18 protein-coding genes are annotated in these 15,910 nt (G+C 69.0%); 3 read left to right on the top strand and 15 right to left on the bottom strand.

The annotated features are described in order from the left end of the window. On the top strand, positions 1 to 115 hold a 115-nt coding region (locus CXP56_RS01160; RefSeq protein ID WP_286899248.1), incomplete at its 5' end, for a peptidoglycan-binding domain-containing protein. A 315-nt stretch (positions 116 to 430) separates the two neighbouring features. Here CXP56_RS01160 and CXP56_RS01155 read toward each other — a convergent pair. From CXP56_RS01155 to CXP56_RS01100, 13 genes are all read right to left on the bottom strand, one after another. Further along, the gene (locus tag CXP56_RS01155) at positions 431 to 1,279 is read right to left on the bottom strand and encodes a CaiB/BaiF CoA transferase family protein (protein WP_342665077.1); all 849 of its coding nucleotides are present in this window, start codon (positions 1,277 to 1,279) and stop codon (positions 431 to 433) included. Continuing rightward, the gene (locus CXP56_RS18950) at positions 1,168 to 1,533 is read right to left on the bottom strand and encodes a CoA transferase (protein WP_353744517.1); all 366 of its coding nucleotides are present in this window, start codon (positions 1,531 to 1,533) and stop codon (positions 1,168 to 1,170) included. Before CXP56_RS18950 ends, CXP56_RS01155 begins: the two co-directional genes overlap by 112 nt. Before the next feature lie 148 nt (positions 1,534 to 1,681). Further along, entirely contained in the window at positions 1,682 to 3,133 is a 1,452-nt protein-coding gene (locus CXP56_RS01150; RefSeq protein ID WP_286899243.1) for an aldehyde dehydrogenase family protein, read from the bottom strand. Further along, a complete protein-coding gene (locus CXP56_RS01145) occupies positions 3,130 to 3,894 on the bottom strand; it encodes a sugar isomerase domain-containing protein (RefSeq protein WP_028845950.1) in 765 nt (254 codons plus the stop codon). The genes CXP56_RS01150 and CXP56_RS01145 overlap by 4 nt, the downstream gene beginning before the upstream one ends. Continuing rightward, positions 3,891 to 4,676 carry a phosphorylase family protein gene (locus CXP56_RS01140; protein WP_051309362.1) on the bottom strand — a complete coding sequence of 262 codons (786 nt, stop codon included), beginning with the start codon at positions 4,674 to 4,676 and terminating at the stop codon, positions 3,891 to 3,893. Before CXP56_RS01140 ends, CXP56_RS01145 begins: the two co-directional genes overlap by 4 nt. Beyond that, complete coding sequence (locus CXP56_RS01135) at positions 4,669 to 5,541, bottom strand: carbohydrate kinase family protein (RefSeq protein WP_286899238.1); 873 nt, start codon at positions 5,539 to 5,541, stop codon at positions 4,669 to 4,671. Before CXP56_RS01135 ends, CXP56_RS01140 begins: the two co-directional genes overlap by 8 nt. After that, positions 5,538 to 6,104, bottom strand: a complete 567-nt coding sequence (locus CXP56_RS01130; RefSeq protein ID WP_028845952.1) for a cysteine hydrolase family protein — start codon at positions 6,102 to 6,104, stop codon at positions 5,538 to 5,540. The genes CXP56_RS01135 and CXP56_RS01130 overlap by 4 nt, the downstream gene beginning before the upstream one ends. Continuing rightward, the gene (locus CXP56_RS01125; protein ID WP_028845953.1) at positions 6,101 to 7,000 is read right to left on the bottom strand and encodes an ABC transporter permease; all 900 of its coding nucleotides are present in this window, start codon (positions 6,998 to 7,000) and stop codon (positions 6,101 to 6,103) included. The genes CXP56_RS01130 and CXP56_RS01125 overlap by 4 nt, the downstream gene beginning before the upstream one ends. Next, positions 6,997 to 8,094 (bottom strand): ABC transporter permease, encoded by a 1,098-nt coding sequence (locus CXP56_RS01120; protein ID WP_051309364.1) that lies wholly within the window; start codon positions 8,092 to 8,094, stop codon positions 6,997 to 6,999. Before CXP56_RS01120 ends, CXP56_RS01125 begins: the two co-directional genes overlap by 4 nt. Continuing rightward, a complete protein-coding gene (locus CXP56_RS01115; RefSeq protein WP_286899237.1) occupies positions 8,091 to 9,623 on the bottom strand; it encodes an ABC transporter ATP-binding protein in 1,533 nt (510 codons plus the stop codon). Before CXP56_RS01115 ends, CXP56_RS01120 begins: the two co-directional genes overlap by 4 nt. A 10-nt stretch (positions 9,624 to 9,633) precedes the next feature. Then, positions 9,634 to 10,692 carry a BMP family lipoprotein gene (locus CXP56_RS01110; protein WP_051309366.1) on the bottom strand — a complete coding sequence of 353 codons (1,059 nt, stop codon included), beginning with the start codon at positions 10,690 to 10,692 and terminating at the stop codon, positions 9,634 to 9,636. Further along, positions 10,613 to 11,623 (bottom strand): GntR family transcriptional regulator, encoded by a 1,011-nt coding sequence (locus CXP56_RS01105; protein WP_286899234.1) that lies wholly within the window; start codon positions 11,621 to 11,623, stop codon positions 10,613 to 10,615. The genes CXP56_RS01110 and CXP56_RS01105 overlap by 80 nt, the downstream gene beginning before the upstream one ends. A 396-nt stretch (positions 11,624 to 12,019) precedes the next feature. Then, positions 12,020 to 12,868, bottom strand: a complete 849-nt coding sequence (locus CXP56_RS01100) for a glycerophosphodiester phosphodiesterase family protein (protein ID WP_286899231.1) — start codon at positions 12,866 to 12,868, stop codon at positions 12,020 to 12,022. Between the two features lie 21 nt (positions 12,869 to 12,889). Here CXP56_RS01100 and CXP56_RS01095 point away from each other — a divergent pair, with 21 nt between their 5' ends. Both CXP56_RS01095 and CXP56_RS01090 read left to right on the top strand, forming a co-directional pair. Continuing rightward, the gene (locus CXP56_RS01095; RefSeq protein WP_051309370.1) at positions 12,890 to 13,270 is read left to right on the top strand and encodes a hypothetical protein; all 381 of its coding nucleotides are present in this window, start codon (positions 12,890 to 12,892) and stop codon (positions 13,268 to 13,270) included. 670 nt (positions 13,271 to 13,940) lie between these two features. Continuing rightward, entirely contained in the window at positions 13,941 to 14,546 is a 606-nt protein-coding gene (locus CXP56_RS01090; protein WP_286899230.1) for a dihydrofolate reductase family protein, read from the top strand. 82 nt (positions 14,547 to 14,628) lie between these two features. On the opposite strand, the gene CXP56_RS01085 is transcribed toward CXP56_RS01090, so the two are convergent. Then, the gene (locus CXP56_RS01085; protein ID WP_028845961.1) at positions 14,629 to 15,261 is read right to left on the bottom strand and encodes a dihydrofolate reductase family protein; all 633 of its coding nucleotides are present in this window, start codon (positions 15,259 to 15,261) and stop codon (positions 14,629 to 14,631) included. Next, complete coding sequence (locus CXP56_RS01080; protein WP_051309372.1) at positions 15,262 to 15,753, bottom strand: hypothetical protein; 492 nt, start codon at positions 15,751 to 15,753, stop codon at positions 15,262 to 15,264. Positions 15,754 to 15,910 lie beyond the last annotated feature (157 nt).

Here is a 15,910-nt window from a genome sequence, read left to right as displayed (position 1 = left end):
CGACGAAACCAAGCGTGCGGTGCTGGACCTGCAGCGAGCCAACGGCATCAAGGACTCCGGGCGCCTGGGACCGAAGACATGGCGCGCGGCGTGGCTGGGCAAGCCACCACGCTGACATTGCTCAACTGACAGGTTGTGCGCCTGCGCCCAGCGCATGCGACGGCAGGATCGGCGACGCGGCGATGAAGGAAAGTCGTCTGCTCGGTCGCCGCACGAGTGGCTACCGCAACGCCGTCGCGCAGACCGTGCAGCCGCATGAGGATGGCGATCATCGTCCGCGGTCGCGGCGAAAGCAGCCCCAGGCCGCCGTCAGCGTGATGGCCGGCCGGCGCCGAGATGGTCCTGCTCTTGCACGATGAGCAGACATGGCCTGTGGGGTGTGCTCAGGCGGACCGTGTCGACGCGGCTACGCACGACCCCGTCGGCCAGGCTACGCACGCGAGGCCGTGCGGGCCGGATGGGGAAGCCGTGAGGTCCTTCCGGTGGCGAACCATCGGCGGATCTCCTCGGTGTGTTCACCCCAGGCCGGGAGGAGGACGGTAGCCGGAGACGGCGGTGCCGGAGTAGCGGATCGGATGCCGGACCTGCGGAACATGATCGGGCCGACCGGCACGGTGGGGGCCAAGCCGAGCCGCTCGGCGAGGGCGAAGGCGTCGGCGAGGTCTCCGACCTTGCCCGCGGGCACCCGGCTTCGGTGAGCCGTTCGATCCAGGAGTCGGCGGTGCCGACGGCCAGCAGGTGATTCGAGCTCGGCGATCACATCGCTGCGGTGCGCGACGCGATCGGCATTGGTGGTGAAGCGCGGATCGTCGGCCAGTCCGGGTTTGCCCAGCACGGTGACGCAACGGCGGAACTGGCCGTCGTTGCCGCAGCAGATGGCGATGAGCCCGTCACGGCACCTCAGCGTCTCGTACGGCGCGATCGAGGGGTGCTGGTTGCCGAGCCTGACCGGCGCACGTCCGGTCCACAGATCGGCCGAAGCCTGGTTGACCAGGGCGGCCAGCAGGTTGGACAGCAGGTTGACCTCGATGTGCTGACCGTGGCCGTCCCGCTCACGCGCCGCGAGTGCCGCGAGCACTTCGATCACCGGGTCCTTGGAGGTCAGCACGTCGACCAGGGCGACGCCGACCTTGGTGGGCGGCCCACCAGCCTGCCCGGTGATGCTCATCAGACCCCCGACGGCCTGCACGAGGACGTTGTACCCGGGCAGGTCGGCTCCCGGGCCGGAGCCGAAGTCCGAGATCGAGCAGTACACCACGCCCGGGTTGGTGCGCCGCACCGTCGGGTCCGAACCGGGCCATGGTCCCGGGTTTGAAGCTCTCCACCAGCATGTCCGCTGCGAGCGGCGAGCTCGCGCGCGGCGGCGAGGTCGTGCGGGTCCTGCAGATCGAGGGTGATTGACTTCTTCGACCGGTTGGCGCACTCGAAGTACGTGCTCGTCTCCTCGGTCCACGGCGGACCCCACGCGCGCGTCTCGTCACCGGTTCCCGGACGTTCGACCTTGATCACCTCGGCACCGAGGTCGGCCGGCATCACGGTGGTCAGCGGGCCGGCGAGGATGCGGCTGAAGTCGGCCACCAGCACGCCGTCCAGCGGTGCCGGTCGGGTCATGTGCCCTCCAGGCGGGGCGAGTAGCCGTCTTCGGTGATCACGGTGATCCGGGTGCCGGATCGTCGTGCGCTCAACGTTCCACCTCCAGGGCCGGGCGGCGCACCTTGGTGTGCCGCACCTCCAGATAGGCGTGCAATCCCTCCGGGCCGAGTTCCCGCCCGAGACCGGACTGCTTCCAGCCGCCGAACGGCGCTTGCAGCTCCGAGACGTCGTTGACGTTGACCCCGACGCCGCCCGCTTCGATGCGTTCGGCCACCGCCAGTGCCTGCCCGAGGTCCTCGCCGTAGACGTAGGCGGCCAGGCCGTAGTCGGTGTCGTTGGCGACCTCGATCGCTTCGGTGATCGAGCGGACACGGTGCACCGCGACCACCGGACCGAAGGTTTCCTCGGTCATGACCCGCGCATCACGCGGCACATCGTCGAGCACCGTCGGCAAGTAGTAGTGGCCGGCCGCGAACTGTGCGCCTTCCGGCCGCTTGCCGCCGGTCACCAGCTTCGCCCCGCGCGCCAGGGCGTCCGCCACATGCGCCTGCGCCCGCTCGACCACCTGCGCGGTGGTGCACGGCCCGTAGCCGACGCCGGGCTGGAGCGGATCGCCGAGAACGTAGGAGTCCACCTCGGCCCGGAGCGCGTCGACGAACGCGTCCGCGATCGCGTCCAGCACGATGATCCGGTTCACCGCGATGCAGATCTGGCCCATGTTGGAGAACGCCCGGCGCGCGGCGGCCGTGGCGGTCACCTCGATGTCGGCATCCGGCAGCACGATCAGCGGGCACTGTCCGCCGAGTTCGAGGCTGACCCGGGTCATGTTGTCGGCGGCCGCACGCATGATGGCTTTCCCGGTGGCCGTCGAGCAGGTGGCGGTGACCATCGCGACCTCGGGCCGCGACACCAGCCACTGGCCGGTCTCGGCGCCGCCGGGCAGGTCGAACAGCGTGCCGGGCGGAAGTCCCGCATCGGTCAACAGCTGCGAGACCATGCCGATGGCCAGCGGCGCCTCCTCGGGCGGTTTGACGACGACCGGGCATCCGGCCGCCAACGCGGGCGCGACCTTCCACGCGTAGAGGTCGACCGGGTAGTTCCACGGGACGATGCCCGCGACCACACCGACCGGGTGGTAGCTGACCATGCTGACCGTGTCCGGGTCGGTGTTCGGTCGCAGTGAGCCGTGCACCCGGCGGCCTTCCTCGGCGTAGTAGTCGAAGACCGAGGCGCCGAAGAGGATCTCCTTCACGCTGTCCGCAACCGGTTTGCCCTGTTCGCGGGTGAGCACCTCGGCGATGTCGTCGACATGGGCGCGGATCGCCTCCGCTGCTGCCCGCAGGACGCGGGCCCGTTCGTCCGGGTGCAGCCGCATCCACGTTCGTCCCTGCTGACGGGCCTCCGCCACGGCGCGGTCGACGTCGGCCGCCGTGGCCGGGACATAGTGCGCCACCAGCGATCCGTCCGCCGGGCTGCGGACTTCCCGCAGGTCTCCGCGATGGATCACCTCGCCGCCGAAGATCAGTCCGCGATCGTTCACCGCTTGCACAGCAACCGCCACAGTTCCTCGTAGTTCTCCTCGTTCTTGCGATGGGCTTCCTCGACGCTTGCGGTGTTGGTGTTGACCATGACGTACGGCTTCTTGCCGCGCCGGACGATCTCCTCCGTCGTGGCCGACACGATGGCGTGCCCGGCCGCGATGGCGATCGACGTCGACGTCGGGCCGACCGGATGCTCCAGGCCGTCGATGTACTGTGCGGCGTCCAGCTTCGGCACCCCGGTGTCCACGACGACGTCGGCGACCTCGTACAAGCGCTTGCCGGACGAGTGCCTGCTGGGCACCGCCGAGGAATGCGGGACGCTGGTGATGGCGATGACCGGGCGGCCCGCCTGCTTGAACTCCAACGCCATGTCGAGAATGACGTTGTTGATCCCGGAGTGGGAGAACAGCATCAGCGCGTCACCGTCGCGGGCCCGGTTGGCCTTGAGGATCACCGGGCCGTAGCCGGGGCGGGTGTGCAGGAAGCGGTACTGGAAGGTGCCCATGTCGCCCCACACGTGGTGCATGAGCGCGATGGGCGTGTCGACGATCGGGCGGAACCCGGTGATCGTCCCGGTGCGCGGGAACATCTCCAGCGCCGCGAAGCCGCCGTGCCCGGTGCCGAAGGTGAACACCAGGTTGTCGCCGAGGATGGTGTCGGCACACACCCGCGCTGCTTCCGTGATGGCGTCCAGCTGCGTGTCGCGCATCCGCTGCAGCCGCTCGATCATGGTGTCCAGATACGACCTGCTGACGCTCATGATGTCGCTCCTTTCGTCGCGGTCAGGCGATCCGCCCCGGCCGCGCACAGTGCGTCGAACCCGGTGACCAGCAGATCCCGTTCGGCTGCTGCCCGCTCGCCCTCGGGGAGTTTCCGGTGGTTACGGCCGTCGACGCTGGCCAGGCACAGCACGCCGCTGCGTACGCCGAGCGCGCGGCCGACGGCCAGTACGGCGCTGCTTTCCATGTCCATCCCGACCACGCCGTGCTCGACCAGCTGGTCGATGTCGACCGTCCGCGAGGACGGCATCGTGGGATGGGCGAACAACTCGGTGTAGAAGCCGTCGTAGCTGGCGATCATGCCGACGACGGTCCGCCGATCGGTCCGGTGCGCGGCGTCGCGCAACGCGATGGTCAGATCCAGGTCGGGAGCGGCCGGATAGCCGTCGGGAACGTAGGTGCCGGAGGCGCTCTCGCCCCGCAACGCGCTGTCGGCGACCACGAAGTCGCCCAGCTCGGCCGCACCGACGGCGAGCACCGTGCCGAGCCGGACGACCGACCGCACCCCGAGCGCGGCCAGTTCGTGCAGAACGACCGCGGCGATCGCCGCGCCCATCCCGAATGCGCTCACCGTGATCGGGGTGCCGTTCCACGTGCCGGTGGCGGTGGTCAGCCCGCGGTCTTCGTTGAGGATGCGCGCGTCCGCCAGCAGATCGGCGGCCAGCAGCACCCGGCCGCGGTCGCCGACCAGCACGGCCCGTTCCGCGACGTCGTCGGCCGAGCACTGCAGGTACCAGGCTCGCTCGGAGTAGTTCTCAGGCATCGTCCCCCCTGTTGGTGCGGGAGCGGAGCAAGGCGCACGCGTCGGCGCATCCTCCCTGGACCGCCTCGGTGACTTCGATGTCGTGCAGCAGGCGCGCCATCAGCCCGGCGGCGAACGTGTCGCCCGCTCCCGTGGTGTCCTCCGCGGACACGGGTTCGGGCGGCCGCAGCACGATGTCGCCGTCGGGCTTGCGCAGCACCGCGCCTTGCGCCCCGCGGGTCTCGACCACGAGCCGGCCGCCTGCCACCAGCTTGCTGACATCGAGACCGCAGGTGCGGTGCAGGAACTCGGTTTCGGATCCGCTGTGGCAGATGACGTCGGCGCGGTCGGCGAGCCGGGCGCTCAGCTCGGGTGTGACCGAACGCGGGTCGGCCTTGACCACCCACATGACCTTCGCATCCGCGGCGACGACCGACAGGGCCTCGGCCGTGGCCTCGGTGGGCCCGACGGCGACGATCACCGCGCGCGCGTCGCCCAGCAGCGCCCGCTGGGCAGCGGTCAGGGACTGGTCGAGTTCACCGGGATCGAAGAACATCACTGGTTCGCCTCCGCCCGGCCAGAAGATCCGGGTCGTCGGCGAGCGTGAACCGGACGCCACGATGCCGCCGACACCGACGCCCGACAGACGGTGGTGTTCGCGGAACACGTCACCGTGCTCGTCCGAGCCGACCCAGGTGACGACGTCTGTGGGGATGCCGTTGCGCACCAGGCCTCGCGCGAAGTACGCGACGGCTCCCGGGTCGCCGCCGGGGCGGTGCAGCGGACGCCGGATCAGCGTGGTCCTGCCGGGCCCTTCGAACGGCTCGGTGGCGTACTTGAAGTCGAGGCTGGCGTAGCCGATCACCACGCACCGCACCGGGCTCACGGATGCTCCTTCAACATCGCGACCGCCTCGGCGGTGGGGACGACGGAGCCGAAGTAGCGCTGAATGTCCTCCAGGGACGCCTCCTCGAGGTGTTGCCGGTTGGAGTTGGTGGCTTCGCGCGGCACCACCACCGCGAACCCGTGCGCGAAGCCGTCCTGACAGGTGGCGCGGATGCACACATTGGTCTTCACCCCGGCGACGACGATCCGCTCCACGCGCTGCTCGTGCAGGGTCAACGCGAGGTCGGTGGCGAAGAAGCCGGAGTAGCGCCGCTTGGGCACCACGAGTTCCCCCGGCCGCTCGGCAGGTTGGAAACCGGGAAAGAAGTCCGCTTCGAACGACCCGTCCAGGCAGTGCACCGGCAGCTTCGGCTGCTCGGCATCCGGCACGTTCCGTCGATGTCGTTCGACCGCGTGGACCACGACCGCCCCGGCAGCGCGTGCGGTGGTCAGCAGCTCGGTGAGCGGCTCGACCGTATCGCGCACGCGCGGGTAGTAGTTCGGTCCGTCCGGATCGAAGAAGTCGTTGATGACGTCGACCAGAAGCAGTGCGGTCTTGCTCATGCGGTGGGCATCCTTCGTGCTCGGGCCCGTTGCTGGGCCGCCGACAGGGCCAGCGCGGCAACCACCACGACATACGGCAGCGCGGTGAACAGCTGGCCGATCGCGGTTCCGGTCTGCAGGCTGTGCTGCCAGGCGTCGAAGAAGGCGAAGATGAGGCAGGCGATCGCGGTGGGCACCGGCCGGTTGCGGCCGAAGTAGAACGCCGCGAGCGCGATGAACCCGCGGCCGGCGATCATCTGGTCGTTGAACAGCCCCACATGGGCCAGCGACAGGTAGGCGCCACCGAGCCCGGCCAGCGCACCCGCGATCATGCCCGAGTACTCGCGCATGCGGTTGACCGCAACGCCGAGGCTGGCGGCCGCTGTCTCGGCGTCCCCGCACGCGCGCAGGCGGAGGCCGAAGGAGGTGTTGCGCAGCATCCACGCAGTCGCTGGCACCAGGGCGAGCGCGAGGAAGAACAGCACGTCCTTGTCGTTGAGCAGCTCGTCGAGCACCGGGACGTCCGCCAGGGCGGGGATGGTCCAGCGGGGCACCCGGTCCAGGCCGTCGATGCGCAGCGTGCCGGAGACCCCGAGCTCCCACTTGAGCACGAAGCCGATGACACCGGCCAGCAGGATGTTGACGCCGAGCCCGACGATGATCTGGTTCGCCTGCAGGCGGGTGATCACCAGCGTCATGAGCAGGCCGGTGACAGTACCGGCGACCACGGCGCCGAGGACGCCGGCGAACCAGCTGCCGGTCTGCGCGCTGACCAGCACGCCGACGAACGCCCCGGCCAGCATCTGCCCCTCAAGGCCGATGTTGACCACCCCGGACGCCCGGTGCACCAGCCCGCCGACGGCGGCGAACAGCAACGGCACCACGAGCAGCAGCGCGGAGCTCACCACGGTACTCATGCCACCGACCTCCTGCGCCTGAACAGCTGCGCGAAGCTGGCGACGGCGAACACCATGACCGTGCCCTGCAGCACGTCGACGATGTCCAGCGGGATGTTGTCGAACAGCTGGATGGTGGTCCCGGCGTTGGCGAACGCGCCGAACATGACCGCGGCCGGGATGAGGCCCCACGCGCTTCGCCTGGCCAGGAGCGCCACCGCGATCCCGGTGAACCCGTACTGTGCGGAGAACCCGCCGACCACGAACTTGCCGACCACGCCGAGCGCATGCACTGCGCCGCCGAGCGCGGCGATGGCCCCGGTCGCCACCATGGCAAGGAACACGACCCGGTTGACCGGGATGCCCTGCGCGGCGGCGAATCGTGCGTTGACGCCGACGTGGTGCAGGTCCGCCCCTGCGCTGGTGCGGCGCAGGAAGATCCAGTACGCGGCGACCAGCACCACGGCGATGACGAAACCGATGTTCAGCGAGGACGGCGGAAGCAGCCGCGGCAACGAGAACGGCACGGTTTCGGTCGACGAATTCGCCTGGCCGGGGGCGAGCAGGTAGCCGTTGACGAGCCAGCCGACCAGGCCGGTCGCCACGAACGTGAACATCAGCGTGGACACGACTTCGTCCACGCCGAGTTGCGTCTTCAGCGCGGCGGGGACCACGGAGAACAAGGCGCCGGCCAGCACCGCGCCGGCCATGGCCAGCACGGTGACCACCGGCACCGGCCCGCTCACCGCGACCGCCAGCCACGCCGCGGTCAGCCCGCCGAGCACGAAGCCGGCTTCGGCACCGAGGCTGAACACGCCCGCGCGGAACGACACGGCCGTGGCGACGCCGGTGAACAGGACCGGGGTGGCCGACGTGAGCGTCCCGGCCAGGCCTTCCCGGGTGCCGAACGCGTGGGTGAGCATCAGCTCGTAGACCGCCAGCGGGTTGATGCCGCTGGCCTGCAACACCAGCCCGCCGACGACGAGCGCGACGAGGACCGGCGCGAGCGTCCGCAGGACGGTGAGGGCGATGGAGCGGACCTTGCGGGTGCCGGCCTCGGGCGGTGGGGCGGCGGGCTCCAGGGGAGTGGTGGCGGTCGCCGTCGGTGTGCTCACGACGACACCTCCGTTCCGGAGCGCTGACCGAGCATGGCCCGGCCGATCCGCGCGCGGGCGTCGGGTTCGGCCGGGTCGAAGATGCCCGCGGGCTTGCCGTGGAACATCACCAGCACGCGATCGCTCAACGCGAGCAGTTCGTCCAGCTCCTGGCTGACCAACACGATCGCGGTGCCGTTGTCCCTGGCCTGGACCAGCTCCTGCTGCAGTTCCGAGATGCCGCGAAGATCGACGCCGCGGGTGGGCTGGGCCGCCACCAGCAGCCTCGGGCGTTTGCTGATTTCCCGACCGAAGACGAGCTTCTGCTGGTTGCCGCCGGACAGCATGGACGCCGGGTCGGTCACCCGCCCGTGGCGTACCCGGAAGCGGCGAAGGATGTCCGCCGCATGCCGGCGCGCGGCACCGGGGGAGAACCACCCGCGCCGGGCAAGGGGAGGGGAGTGGTGCGATCCGATGGCCACGTTGTCCACCAGCGGTTCGGTGATCGACAGCCCCTCGTGGCGCCGGTCGCCGGAGATGTAACCGACGCCTGCTGCGCGCCGGGCGCCGACGGATGCGGTGGTGATGTCGCGTCCGTCGAACCGGATGGCGCCGCCGCGGCACGGTCGCAACCCGATCAGCGCCTCCACGAGGTCCTCCTGGCCGTTGCCCGCGACACCCGCGACGCCGAAGATCTCCCCCTCGCTGACCTGGAAGCTGACCGGGCCCACCGGGCGCTGCCGTCCCGCCAGCTGGACCTGGTCGACCTCGAGCACGACCTCGCCGGGTGGAGCCGTCCGCGGAGCCCGCACCTGCTGCAGGTCCTCGCCGACGATCAGTTCGGACAGGGTCGGCCGGTCGAGCTCGTCCGCCGCCTGGGTCGTCACCACGCGGCCGCCGCGCAGCACGGTCACTTCGTCGGCGACACGGAGTGCTTCGTCCAGCTTGTGCGTGATGAGGATGATCGTGTTGCCCTGTTCGCGCAGTTCGGTCAGCAGGCGCAGCAACCGGTCGATCTGCGCGGGCGCCAGTACCGCCGACGGCTCGTCCAGAATGAGCGTGTCCGCACCGCGGTACAGGCAGCGGATGATCTCCAGCTGCTGCTGGGTGCCGATCTCCACGTCTCCCGCGCGCCGGTCCCACGGAATCCGAGCGCCGATCGACTCGGCGATCTCCTCCGCGCGCACGCGCGCCGTCCGCCAGTCGATGACTCCCGCACGCGCCGGCTCGGTGCCGAGCACCAGGTTCTCCAGCAGCGTCAGGTCCGGGCTGAGGGCCAGTTCCTGCTGCACCACGGCGATGCCGGAGGTGAACGCTTCCCGCGGTCCGGAGAACCGGACCCGCTCGCCGCGGCTGATCACCCAGCCGTCGTCCGGTTGATCGAGGCCGGACAGCGCCCGGATCAGCGTGGTCTTGCCCGCGCCGTTCTCGCCGAGCAGCGCATGAATCGTGCGCTCGGTGACGGAGAACGTGACGTCGGACAGTGCCTGGACCGCGCCGAACCGCCGGGAGATGCGCTCGGCACCGATCCGTGCGGTGGTCGTTGCCATGGCCATGGTGTCACTTGGCCCAGCTCGGATAGCCCTGCTCGGTGACGTCCCAGACCTCGACCTTCCCCTCGACGATGTCCTGCTTGGCCTGCTCGACCTTGGCCAGCACGTCCCCGGGGACGTCCTGCTTGGTGTACTTCATCGGCGACAGGCCGACACCGTCCTCCTTCAGGCCGTAGGCGATCGTGGTGCCGCCGGAGAGCTTGCCCTCGGCGTAGTCCCGCACCAGGTTCGACATCGCCAGGTCGGTGCGCTTGATCATGGACGTGAGCACATGACCTTTCGCAATGGCGTCCTGGTCGGTGTCCACGCCGATGGCGTAGTGCCCGGTCTCCTTCGCCGCCTGGATCACTCCGGCGCCCGTGCCGCCTGCGACCGCGTAGATGATGTCGGTGCCGTCGGCGTACATCTGCTTGGCGATCTGCTGGCCCTTGGCTGCGTCACCGAACGAGTCCGCGTACTTGATGTCGAACTGCACGTCGGGGTTCACCGATCGCGCGCCTTGCATGTAGCCGATCAGGAACTTGTCGATGCCGGTGCTCTTCGTGCCGCCGATGAACCCGATCTTGTTCGCGCCGTTGATCTTCGGGTTGTCCGTGTCCTTGGTGACCAGCCCGGCCAGCACCCCCGCCAGATAGGAGCCCTCGTGCTCCTTGAACAGGATGCTGGTGACGTTCGGGCCGTCGACCTCGACGTTGACGATGGCGAACTGGACGTCGGGGAAGTCCTTGGCCACCTTGCCGAGCATGTCCGCGTGCGAGAACTCCAGGTCGGCGATCAGCCCGTAGCCCGAGCCCGCCGCGGTGCGGACCAGTTGCTCGCCTTCCGCCACGATGTCCTTGGACTCGATCGGGCGGCCCGCCACGCCGTGCTTCTCGGTGGCCTCCTTGAAGCCTTGGTAGGCGAGGTCGTTGTAGGCCTCGTCGCCCAAGCCGCCCTGGGCGATGATCAATGCCGCCTTCTTGTCGGGCTGCTTGGCGGAGCCGCCGTCACCGTTGCCCGGCTCCACGCCGCACGCGCTCAGCAACAACAGCGCGGACATCACCGCCGCGATCCATGGTGCTCTCATCGCCAGGACCTTCTTTCTCGAATTTCGCCGGATGCGAGGACAGCTCGGTGTGGTACTCGTACAGCGAGCCGACGTAGTGTGCGACGACCGCTTCGATCAGATCGCCGGTGCGGTTGCGGGTCAGCCGCCGGACCTGCATCAGCGGGGCTCCCTCGGCGACCGCCAGGTGGCCGGCCAGCTCGGCCGGGCAGCCGACGGCGCGCAGCGATTCCTCGGCCGACCACGGGTGCTGGCCGATGGCTTCCAACGCCCGGTAGAGCGAGAAGTCGGCGGCCGCGACCACGTCCTTGGTCAAGCCCGCCCGCTGGACCAGGTGGGCGGGCAGCACGGTCCGGTGAAAGCCGACGGCCACGTCGTCGACGTATCGGACCCGCTCCAGGACCACCAGATCCTGCGCGGCGGGGAAAGCGGATTCCGGCTCGCCGCGCTCGTCGCCGCTGCCGATCTCGAGGTAGGCGAGCAGGCGGTGGGACGGCACACCGTCGCCGGCCCGGGTCACCGCGGTGAAGCTGGTAAGTTCGGACAAACTGTGCCGTTTCGGGCGGGGTGCCACGAACGTTCCGCGGCCCTGTTGACGCTGGATGAGGCCTTCCCGATGCAGGGTGTCGAAAGCTTTGACGATGGTGGCGCGCGAGACTCCGAGCTCCTTGGCCAGCCCGGGCTCGCTGGGCAGCAGATCGCCGGGCTGGTACTTCCCCTGGGTGATCTGCTCGGCCAGCAGGCGGGCCACTTGGGCGTACAGCGGAGGGGCCTCGACACCACGGTCCAGCATTGACTTCTCCGGTTGATCGGTTGACCGGTCAAGTGGGACCGTAAGGCAAACCGGGCCCCGAATCAAGGGGTACAACAGGAAATTCCACGTGAATCGGACACGCTGTGCAGCTGTCTCATGCGGCACGCTCGGAATCACGGCGCTGGGCTGGTCGTCCACACGCCGTCGATACCCGGCCTCAGCGGACACCGGCACCGGGCCAGGCCGCGCCAATACTCACCATCCGTGAGCGGAGCGAGCCACGAGGGCTGCCCAGGACGAGCGGTTCCGCACGCGCTCCGGGAGCTCATGACCGCCGGGCACGACGGTTGTCCCGGCAATCGCATGCCAACCACGCGGCCTTGGTGCTTGCCTTCGCGCTGCGGCTCTGGCCGCGGCATCGGGCGTCGGCGGGTATTCAGGCCATCATCCCGGCTGCAGCGACTGCTGTGCCGGTGCCGCGGCTTGGGCACCGATGGCCAGCCCATCGGCTGCGATGCTGGTGGCCGGAGCCCGCTCCGTCGTCACCGACGTCACGCCCGGCACCGCCGGGCGAGGGGAGTGGTGCGGCCTCTGTCAGTTCTGCGCGTACCAAGCGCCGCGCTCACGGAGCACGTCGCGCAGCAAGTCGGGACGGTCGGTGACGATGCCGTCGACGCCGAGGTCGAGCAGGTGGCGCATCTGTGCGGGGTCGTTGACCGTCCACACGTGCACTTCGGCGCCAAGGCGGTGTGCTGCTCGCACGAAACCGCGGTCGACCAGGGTGAACCGCCCGAAGCGATGCGGGACCTGCGCCATGAGGCCGCGGATGAACTTGCGCACCGGCGCCGACGGCAGCCGGCCGCTGAACTTCATCGTCGCGATGTGACGCGGTCCCATGGCCGTGGCCAGTTTCGCTCCGGCGAGCTTGCGCAACCGGGCAAGGCGGCGCGAGGAGAACGACGCGAGCGCGACCCGATTGGTCGCGCCGGCACGCTGGATGGCTCGCACCACCGGTTCCGCGGCCGAGTCGGTCTTGACGTCGATGTTGAAGTGCGCGTCCGGCAGCTCTTCGAACACTTCTTCGAGCCGGCTGATCGGCTCGACACCGCCGACCTTGGCGCGCCTGACCTGGGACCACGGCATCGACGCGATGGGCCCGGTGCCGTCGGTCGTGCGGTCCAGCGTCTCGTCGTGATGCGTCACGACGACGCCATCGGACGTGGCATGCACGTCGGTTTCGATGTACTTGTAGCCCTCCTGGACCGCACGCCGAAACGCCGACATGGAGTTCTCCATGCCGGCCAGGTCGCCGACATGCCAGCCGCGATGGGCGAAAGCTCGGGGATTCGGGAACGACAGATACGGATGCACGATCTTGGTGTGCTCGACGGAATGCACGCTCTTAGTGTGCCTGCTCGGCGCGCCGCGGTGGTAATGCTGCATCGAGGAACTACCGTCTTTTTCATGATCGTCAAGACCAAGGGTAATTCGTCACGTGACGAATTAAGGGTCGTGCGACGGGAAGCGGAAGTGCGCCACTGCGGATGGTGTGGGGCGCGGTTGGACGACCGGGACCGGGTCGGCAGACGGCGGAGGTACTGCGGACACTCCTGCCGACAGCGGGCGTACGAGCAGCGCATCGCCGTTCAGCGTGGCGGATTGCCCGAGGACGCGGTCGTATTTTCCGGCAGCGAGATCGCTGCCTTGCAGGACAAACTGTTCCAGCTGCGGTGTGCCGCCGAGGATGTCGTGACGGCCGTGTCGGACGGTGCGACGCCCGCGGAGCTTCGGAGCCTGGCCGACGCGTTGGCGACCGCGGCGAAGGACGTCGAGCAGCTGCGCTAGCTCTCGGGTGGCCGCGCTCGCTCCTCGCTCAGGCGTCGGCCGAAAGCCGATAATGCACATTATGTCAAGTTGACCCCGGCGGGGTGAGCGAGACCACTTCCCTGCAGGCTGGCTGCTACCCCCATCTGCACTACCCCGCGCGGGTGAGCGGCGTGTCGGATGCAGGCGAGGGTTCGCCCGTTCAAGCCGGGACTGCTCCGCGCGCACGCGGCCGGGGCGGTTCGTGGCATGAAGCGAACGGCGACGGCTTCTCGGCATGCTCAGCGAGATCAAGTCATGCCGCATCCTGCGCAAGTTGGACTCTCCGATCGCTTCCGCGACGTCATCGCTCCCGTCATCACAAAAGCGATCGGCTCGGAACCAGGCCCAGAATGGCGCCGGGAGACGAACGACCAGCGCACACTCGACGCGTCCAGTTGCCGGAGTATCAGGTTCGCGCGCTCCACTTTATGCACCTCGTCGCCTACCGGCCGGCCATCGCTGGACGAAGCCAGCAGGCGCCTGCCGGCTCTCCCCTGCCGTCCTGGCCCGCGTCTTCTTGGTTTGGTGCCGAGCCGGACACTGTGACGACGGTCGAACGGCACTCTGTGGCTGCCAACCGATGATTGAGCGCGCCCCGGTCTGTCCAACCAACGTCGGGCAAGACATCACGGACCAAGGAGGGGCCATCATGGCCGCGGAAGTTCTCGTCGACTTCATCACGTCGCTGGACGGTTACGCCTCGGGTAAAGGCTGGCCCGGGTTCTGGGGCCTGGAGAGCCCCGAGTACCTGGCGTGGCTGGGTGAGCAGCCGAAGGTCACCTATCTCATGGGGGCGAACACGTACCGGCTGATGTCGGGCTTCGCCAGCGGCCAGGTGCCCGAAGGGGTGGACGAGTTCCGGTCGGAGGAAGAAGAATCCTTCGACCAGCTCACCAGGGCGCGCAAGATCGTGTTCTCCTCCACGCTCGAGGAACCGTTGCAGTGGGCCAACACGACGCTGATCCGCGGCGACGCCGTCGCGGCGGTGCGCGAGCTCAAGGAGAAGGAGTCGGGGATTCTGAGCACCATCGGCAGCCTCACGTTGTGCCGGTCCCTGCTGCAGGCGGGCCTGGTCGATCGGTTCCGCGTGGTAATGTTCCCGGTCATCACCGGGGCCACCGGCGAGGAGCGTATCTACGACGGATACCCGGACGTCGCGCTGGAGATGACCGAGCACCGGACGTTCGAAGGCGGACTCCAGCTGGTCGAGTACAAGCCCCGCGTGCTCGAACGGCCACCGCTTCCCGTGTCGTGACACACCGCGCAGCGGAACGCACGAGGGGCCGGGCAGCCGCCCGGCCCCTCTGCTTGCTCCGGATCAGTTCGTGTTGCTCCGATCAGTTCGTGGTCCTGGTGAACGTCACGTGGGTGACCCCGCTGGGCGACGAGATCGCCTCGACGTGGAAGTCCTTCTCGACACCCTCCAGGCCGGTCCACAGGTTGACCCCGCGGCCCAGCACGATCGGCACGACCACGATGTGCATGTAGTCCACCAGGCCTGCGGTGAGGAACTGCTGGATGACCGTTGCGCCACCGCCGAGGCGTACGTCTTTGCCGTCCGCGGCGTCACGGGCCATCTCCAGCACCTTCTCCGGCGGCGCGTCGACGAAGTGGAAGGTCGTCCCGCCCTCCATCTCGATCGACGGCCGCGGCCTGCGGGTCATCACGAACACCGGGGTGTGGAACGGCGGGTTGTCGCCCCACGGGCCCTTCCAGTCCGGGTCGTCGTGCCAGCCCGGGTAGCCGAACTTGCCCGCGCCCATGATCTCGGCGCCGAAGCCGTGCCAGTACTGTGCGGCGAAGGCGTTGTCGACGCCGCGGCTGCCGCCGCTCTGCCAGGTGTCCGTGGCGACCATCCACTCGTGCAGGCGCTCCCCGGCGTGGCCGAAGAACTCCCCTTTGGCCCTGCCCTCGCCGGTGGCGAAGCCGTCGAGCGAGATGGAGAAGTTGTGTACCCGTAGCTGTGCCATCTACTCCCCTACCCTGTCGAGTTGATCTTGAGGGGCCGCGCCGAGGAAGCCCGGTGTGCGCTCGAAGACGAAGTCGAAGTCCTTGCGCCACGAGCCGCCACGGTTCTCGCTGGTGTCGGCATGGCCGACGATGCGGTCGGAATCGACGGAGGCGACGAGGCGCTGGTGCATGTCTGGGTCCTTGCGGACCATCTCCCACGTCGTGCCGTCGAACGTGGTCGGAAAGATCCGGCAGACACCGCGTTCGTCGTGGTAGAGCGTCGCGTAGGTGCCCGCCCGCCGCTCCGGCCGATGGCCAGCACCATCTCGCCCGGCGTCCCGCCGACGTCGGCGGAGATCTGCCACCGGAACACGACGAAGGCATCTTCGATGCCAGGACCCGGTCGCGACCCCGGAGACTTCCGTACCTTCCGGCAGGAACCACGCATGCTTCAGCGTTGCCCGCCACGAGCCCACCAGGACGTCGAACCTCTGCATCGCCTTGTTGCGCATGCACTCCTCACTTCGTCCGCCCCTCGCCTGCTATGACCGGCTGAGCCCGGTGAACTCATCGGTGGTGGCCGGGAGAACCGGAGAAGAACTGGGCAGTCCAGGGAACACGGGAGGGCGGACATACGGCTATCCGGCCTGCGATGCATCGCGGCTGTAG

The organism is Thermocrispum sp., from assembly GCF_002919275.1.
Classification (GTDB): Bacteria; Actinomycetota; Actinomycetes; order Mycobacteriales; family Pseudonocardiaceae; genus Thermocrispum; species Thermocrispum agreste.
Note: the sequence above shows the minus strand (reverse complement) of the source record. Positions and strands in the feature narration are given on the sequence as shown.

Coding starts and splice junctions, on each gene's coding strand:
- CXP56_RS01140 (WP_051309362.1), bottom strand. CDS start 4,676: ATGCCTGAGAACTACTCCGAGCGAGCCTGGTACCTGCAGTGCTCGGCC.
- CXP56_RS01100 (WP_286899231.1), bottom strand. CDS start 12,868: ATGCAGCATTACCACCGCGGCGCGCCGAGCAGGCACACTAAGAGCGTG.
- CXP56_RS01110 (WP_051309366.1), bottom strand. CDS start 10,692: ATGAGAGCACCATGGATCGCGGCGGTGATGTCCGCGCTGTTGTTGCTG.
- CXP56_RS01115 (WP_286899237.1), bottom strand. CDS start 9,623: ATGGCAACGACCACCGCACGGATCGGTGCCGAGCGCATCTCCCGGCGG.
- CXP56_RS01085 (WP_028845961.1), bottom strand. CDS start 15,261: ATGGCACAGCTACGGGTACACAACTTCTCCATCTCGCTCGACGGCTTC.
- CXP56_RS01090 (WP_286899230.1), top strand. CDS start 13,941: ATGGCCGCGGAAGTTCTCGTCGACTTCATCACGTCGCTGGACGGTTAC.
- CXP56_RS01095 (WP_051309370.1), top strand. CDS start 12,890: ATGATCGTCAAGACCAAGGGTAATTCGTCACGTGACGAATTAAGGGTC.
- CXP56_RS01125 (WP_028845953.1), bottom strand. CDS start 7,000: ATGAGTACCGTGGTGAGCTCCGCGCTGCTGCTCGTGGTGCCGTTGCTG.
- CXP56_RS01145 (WP_028845950.1), bottom strand. CDS start 3,894: ATGAGCGTCAGCAGGTCGTATCTGGACACCATGATCGAGCGGCTGCAG.
- CXP56_RS01080 (WP_051309372.1), bottom strand. CDS start 15,753: ATGCGCAACAAGGCGATGCAGAGGTTCGACGTCCTGGTGGGCTCGTGG.
- CXP56_RS18950 (WP_353744517.1), bottom strand. CDS start 1,533: ATGCCGGCCGACCTCGGTGCCGAGGTGATCAAGGTCGAACGTCCGGGA.
- CXP56_RS01130 (WP_028845952.1), bottom strand. CDS start 6,104: ATGAGCAAGACCGCACTGCTTCTGGTCGACGTCATCAACGACTTCTTC.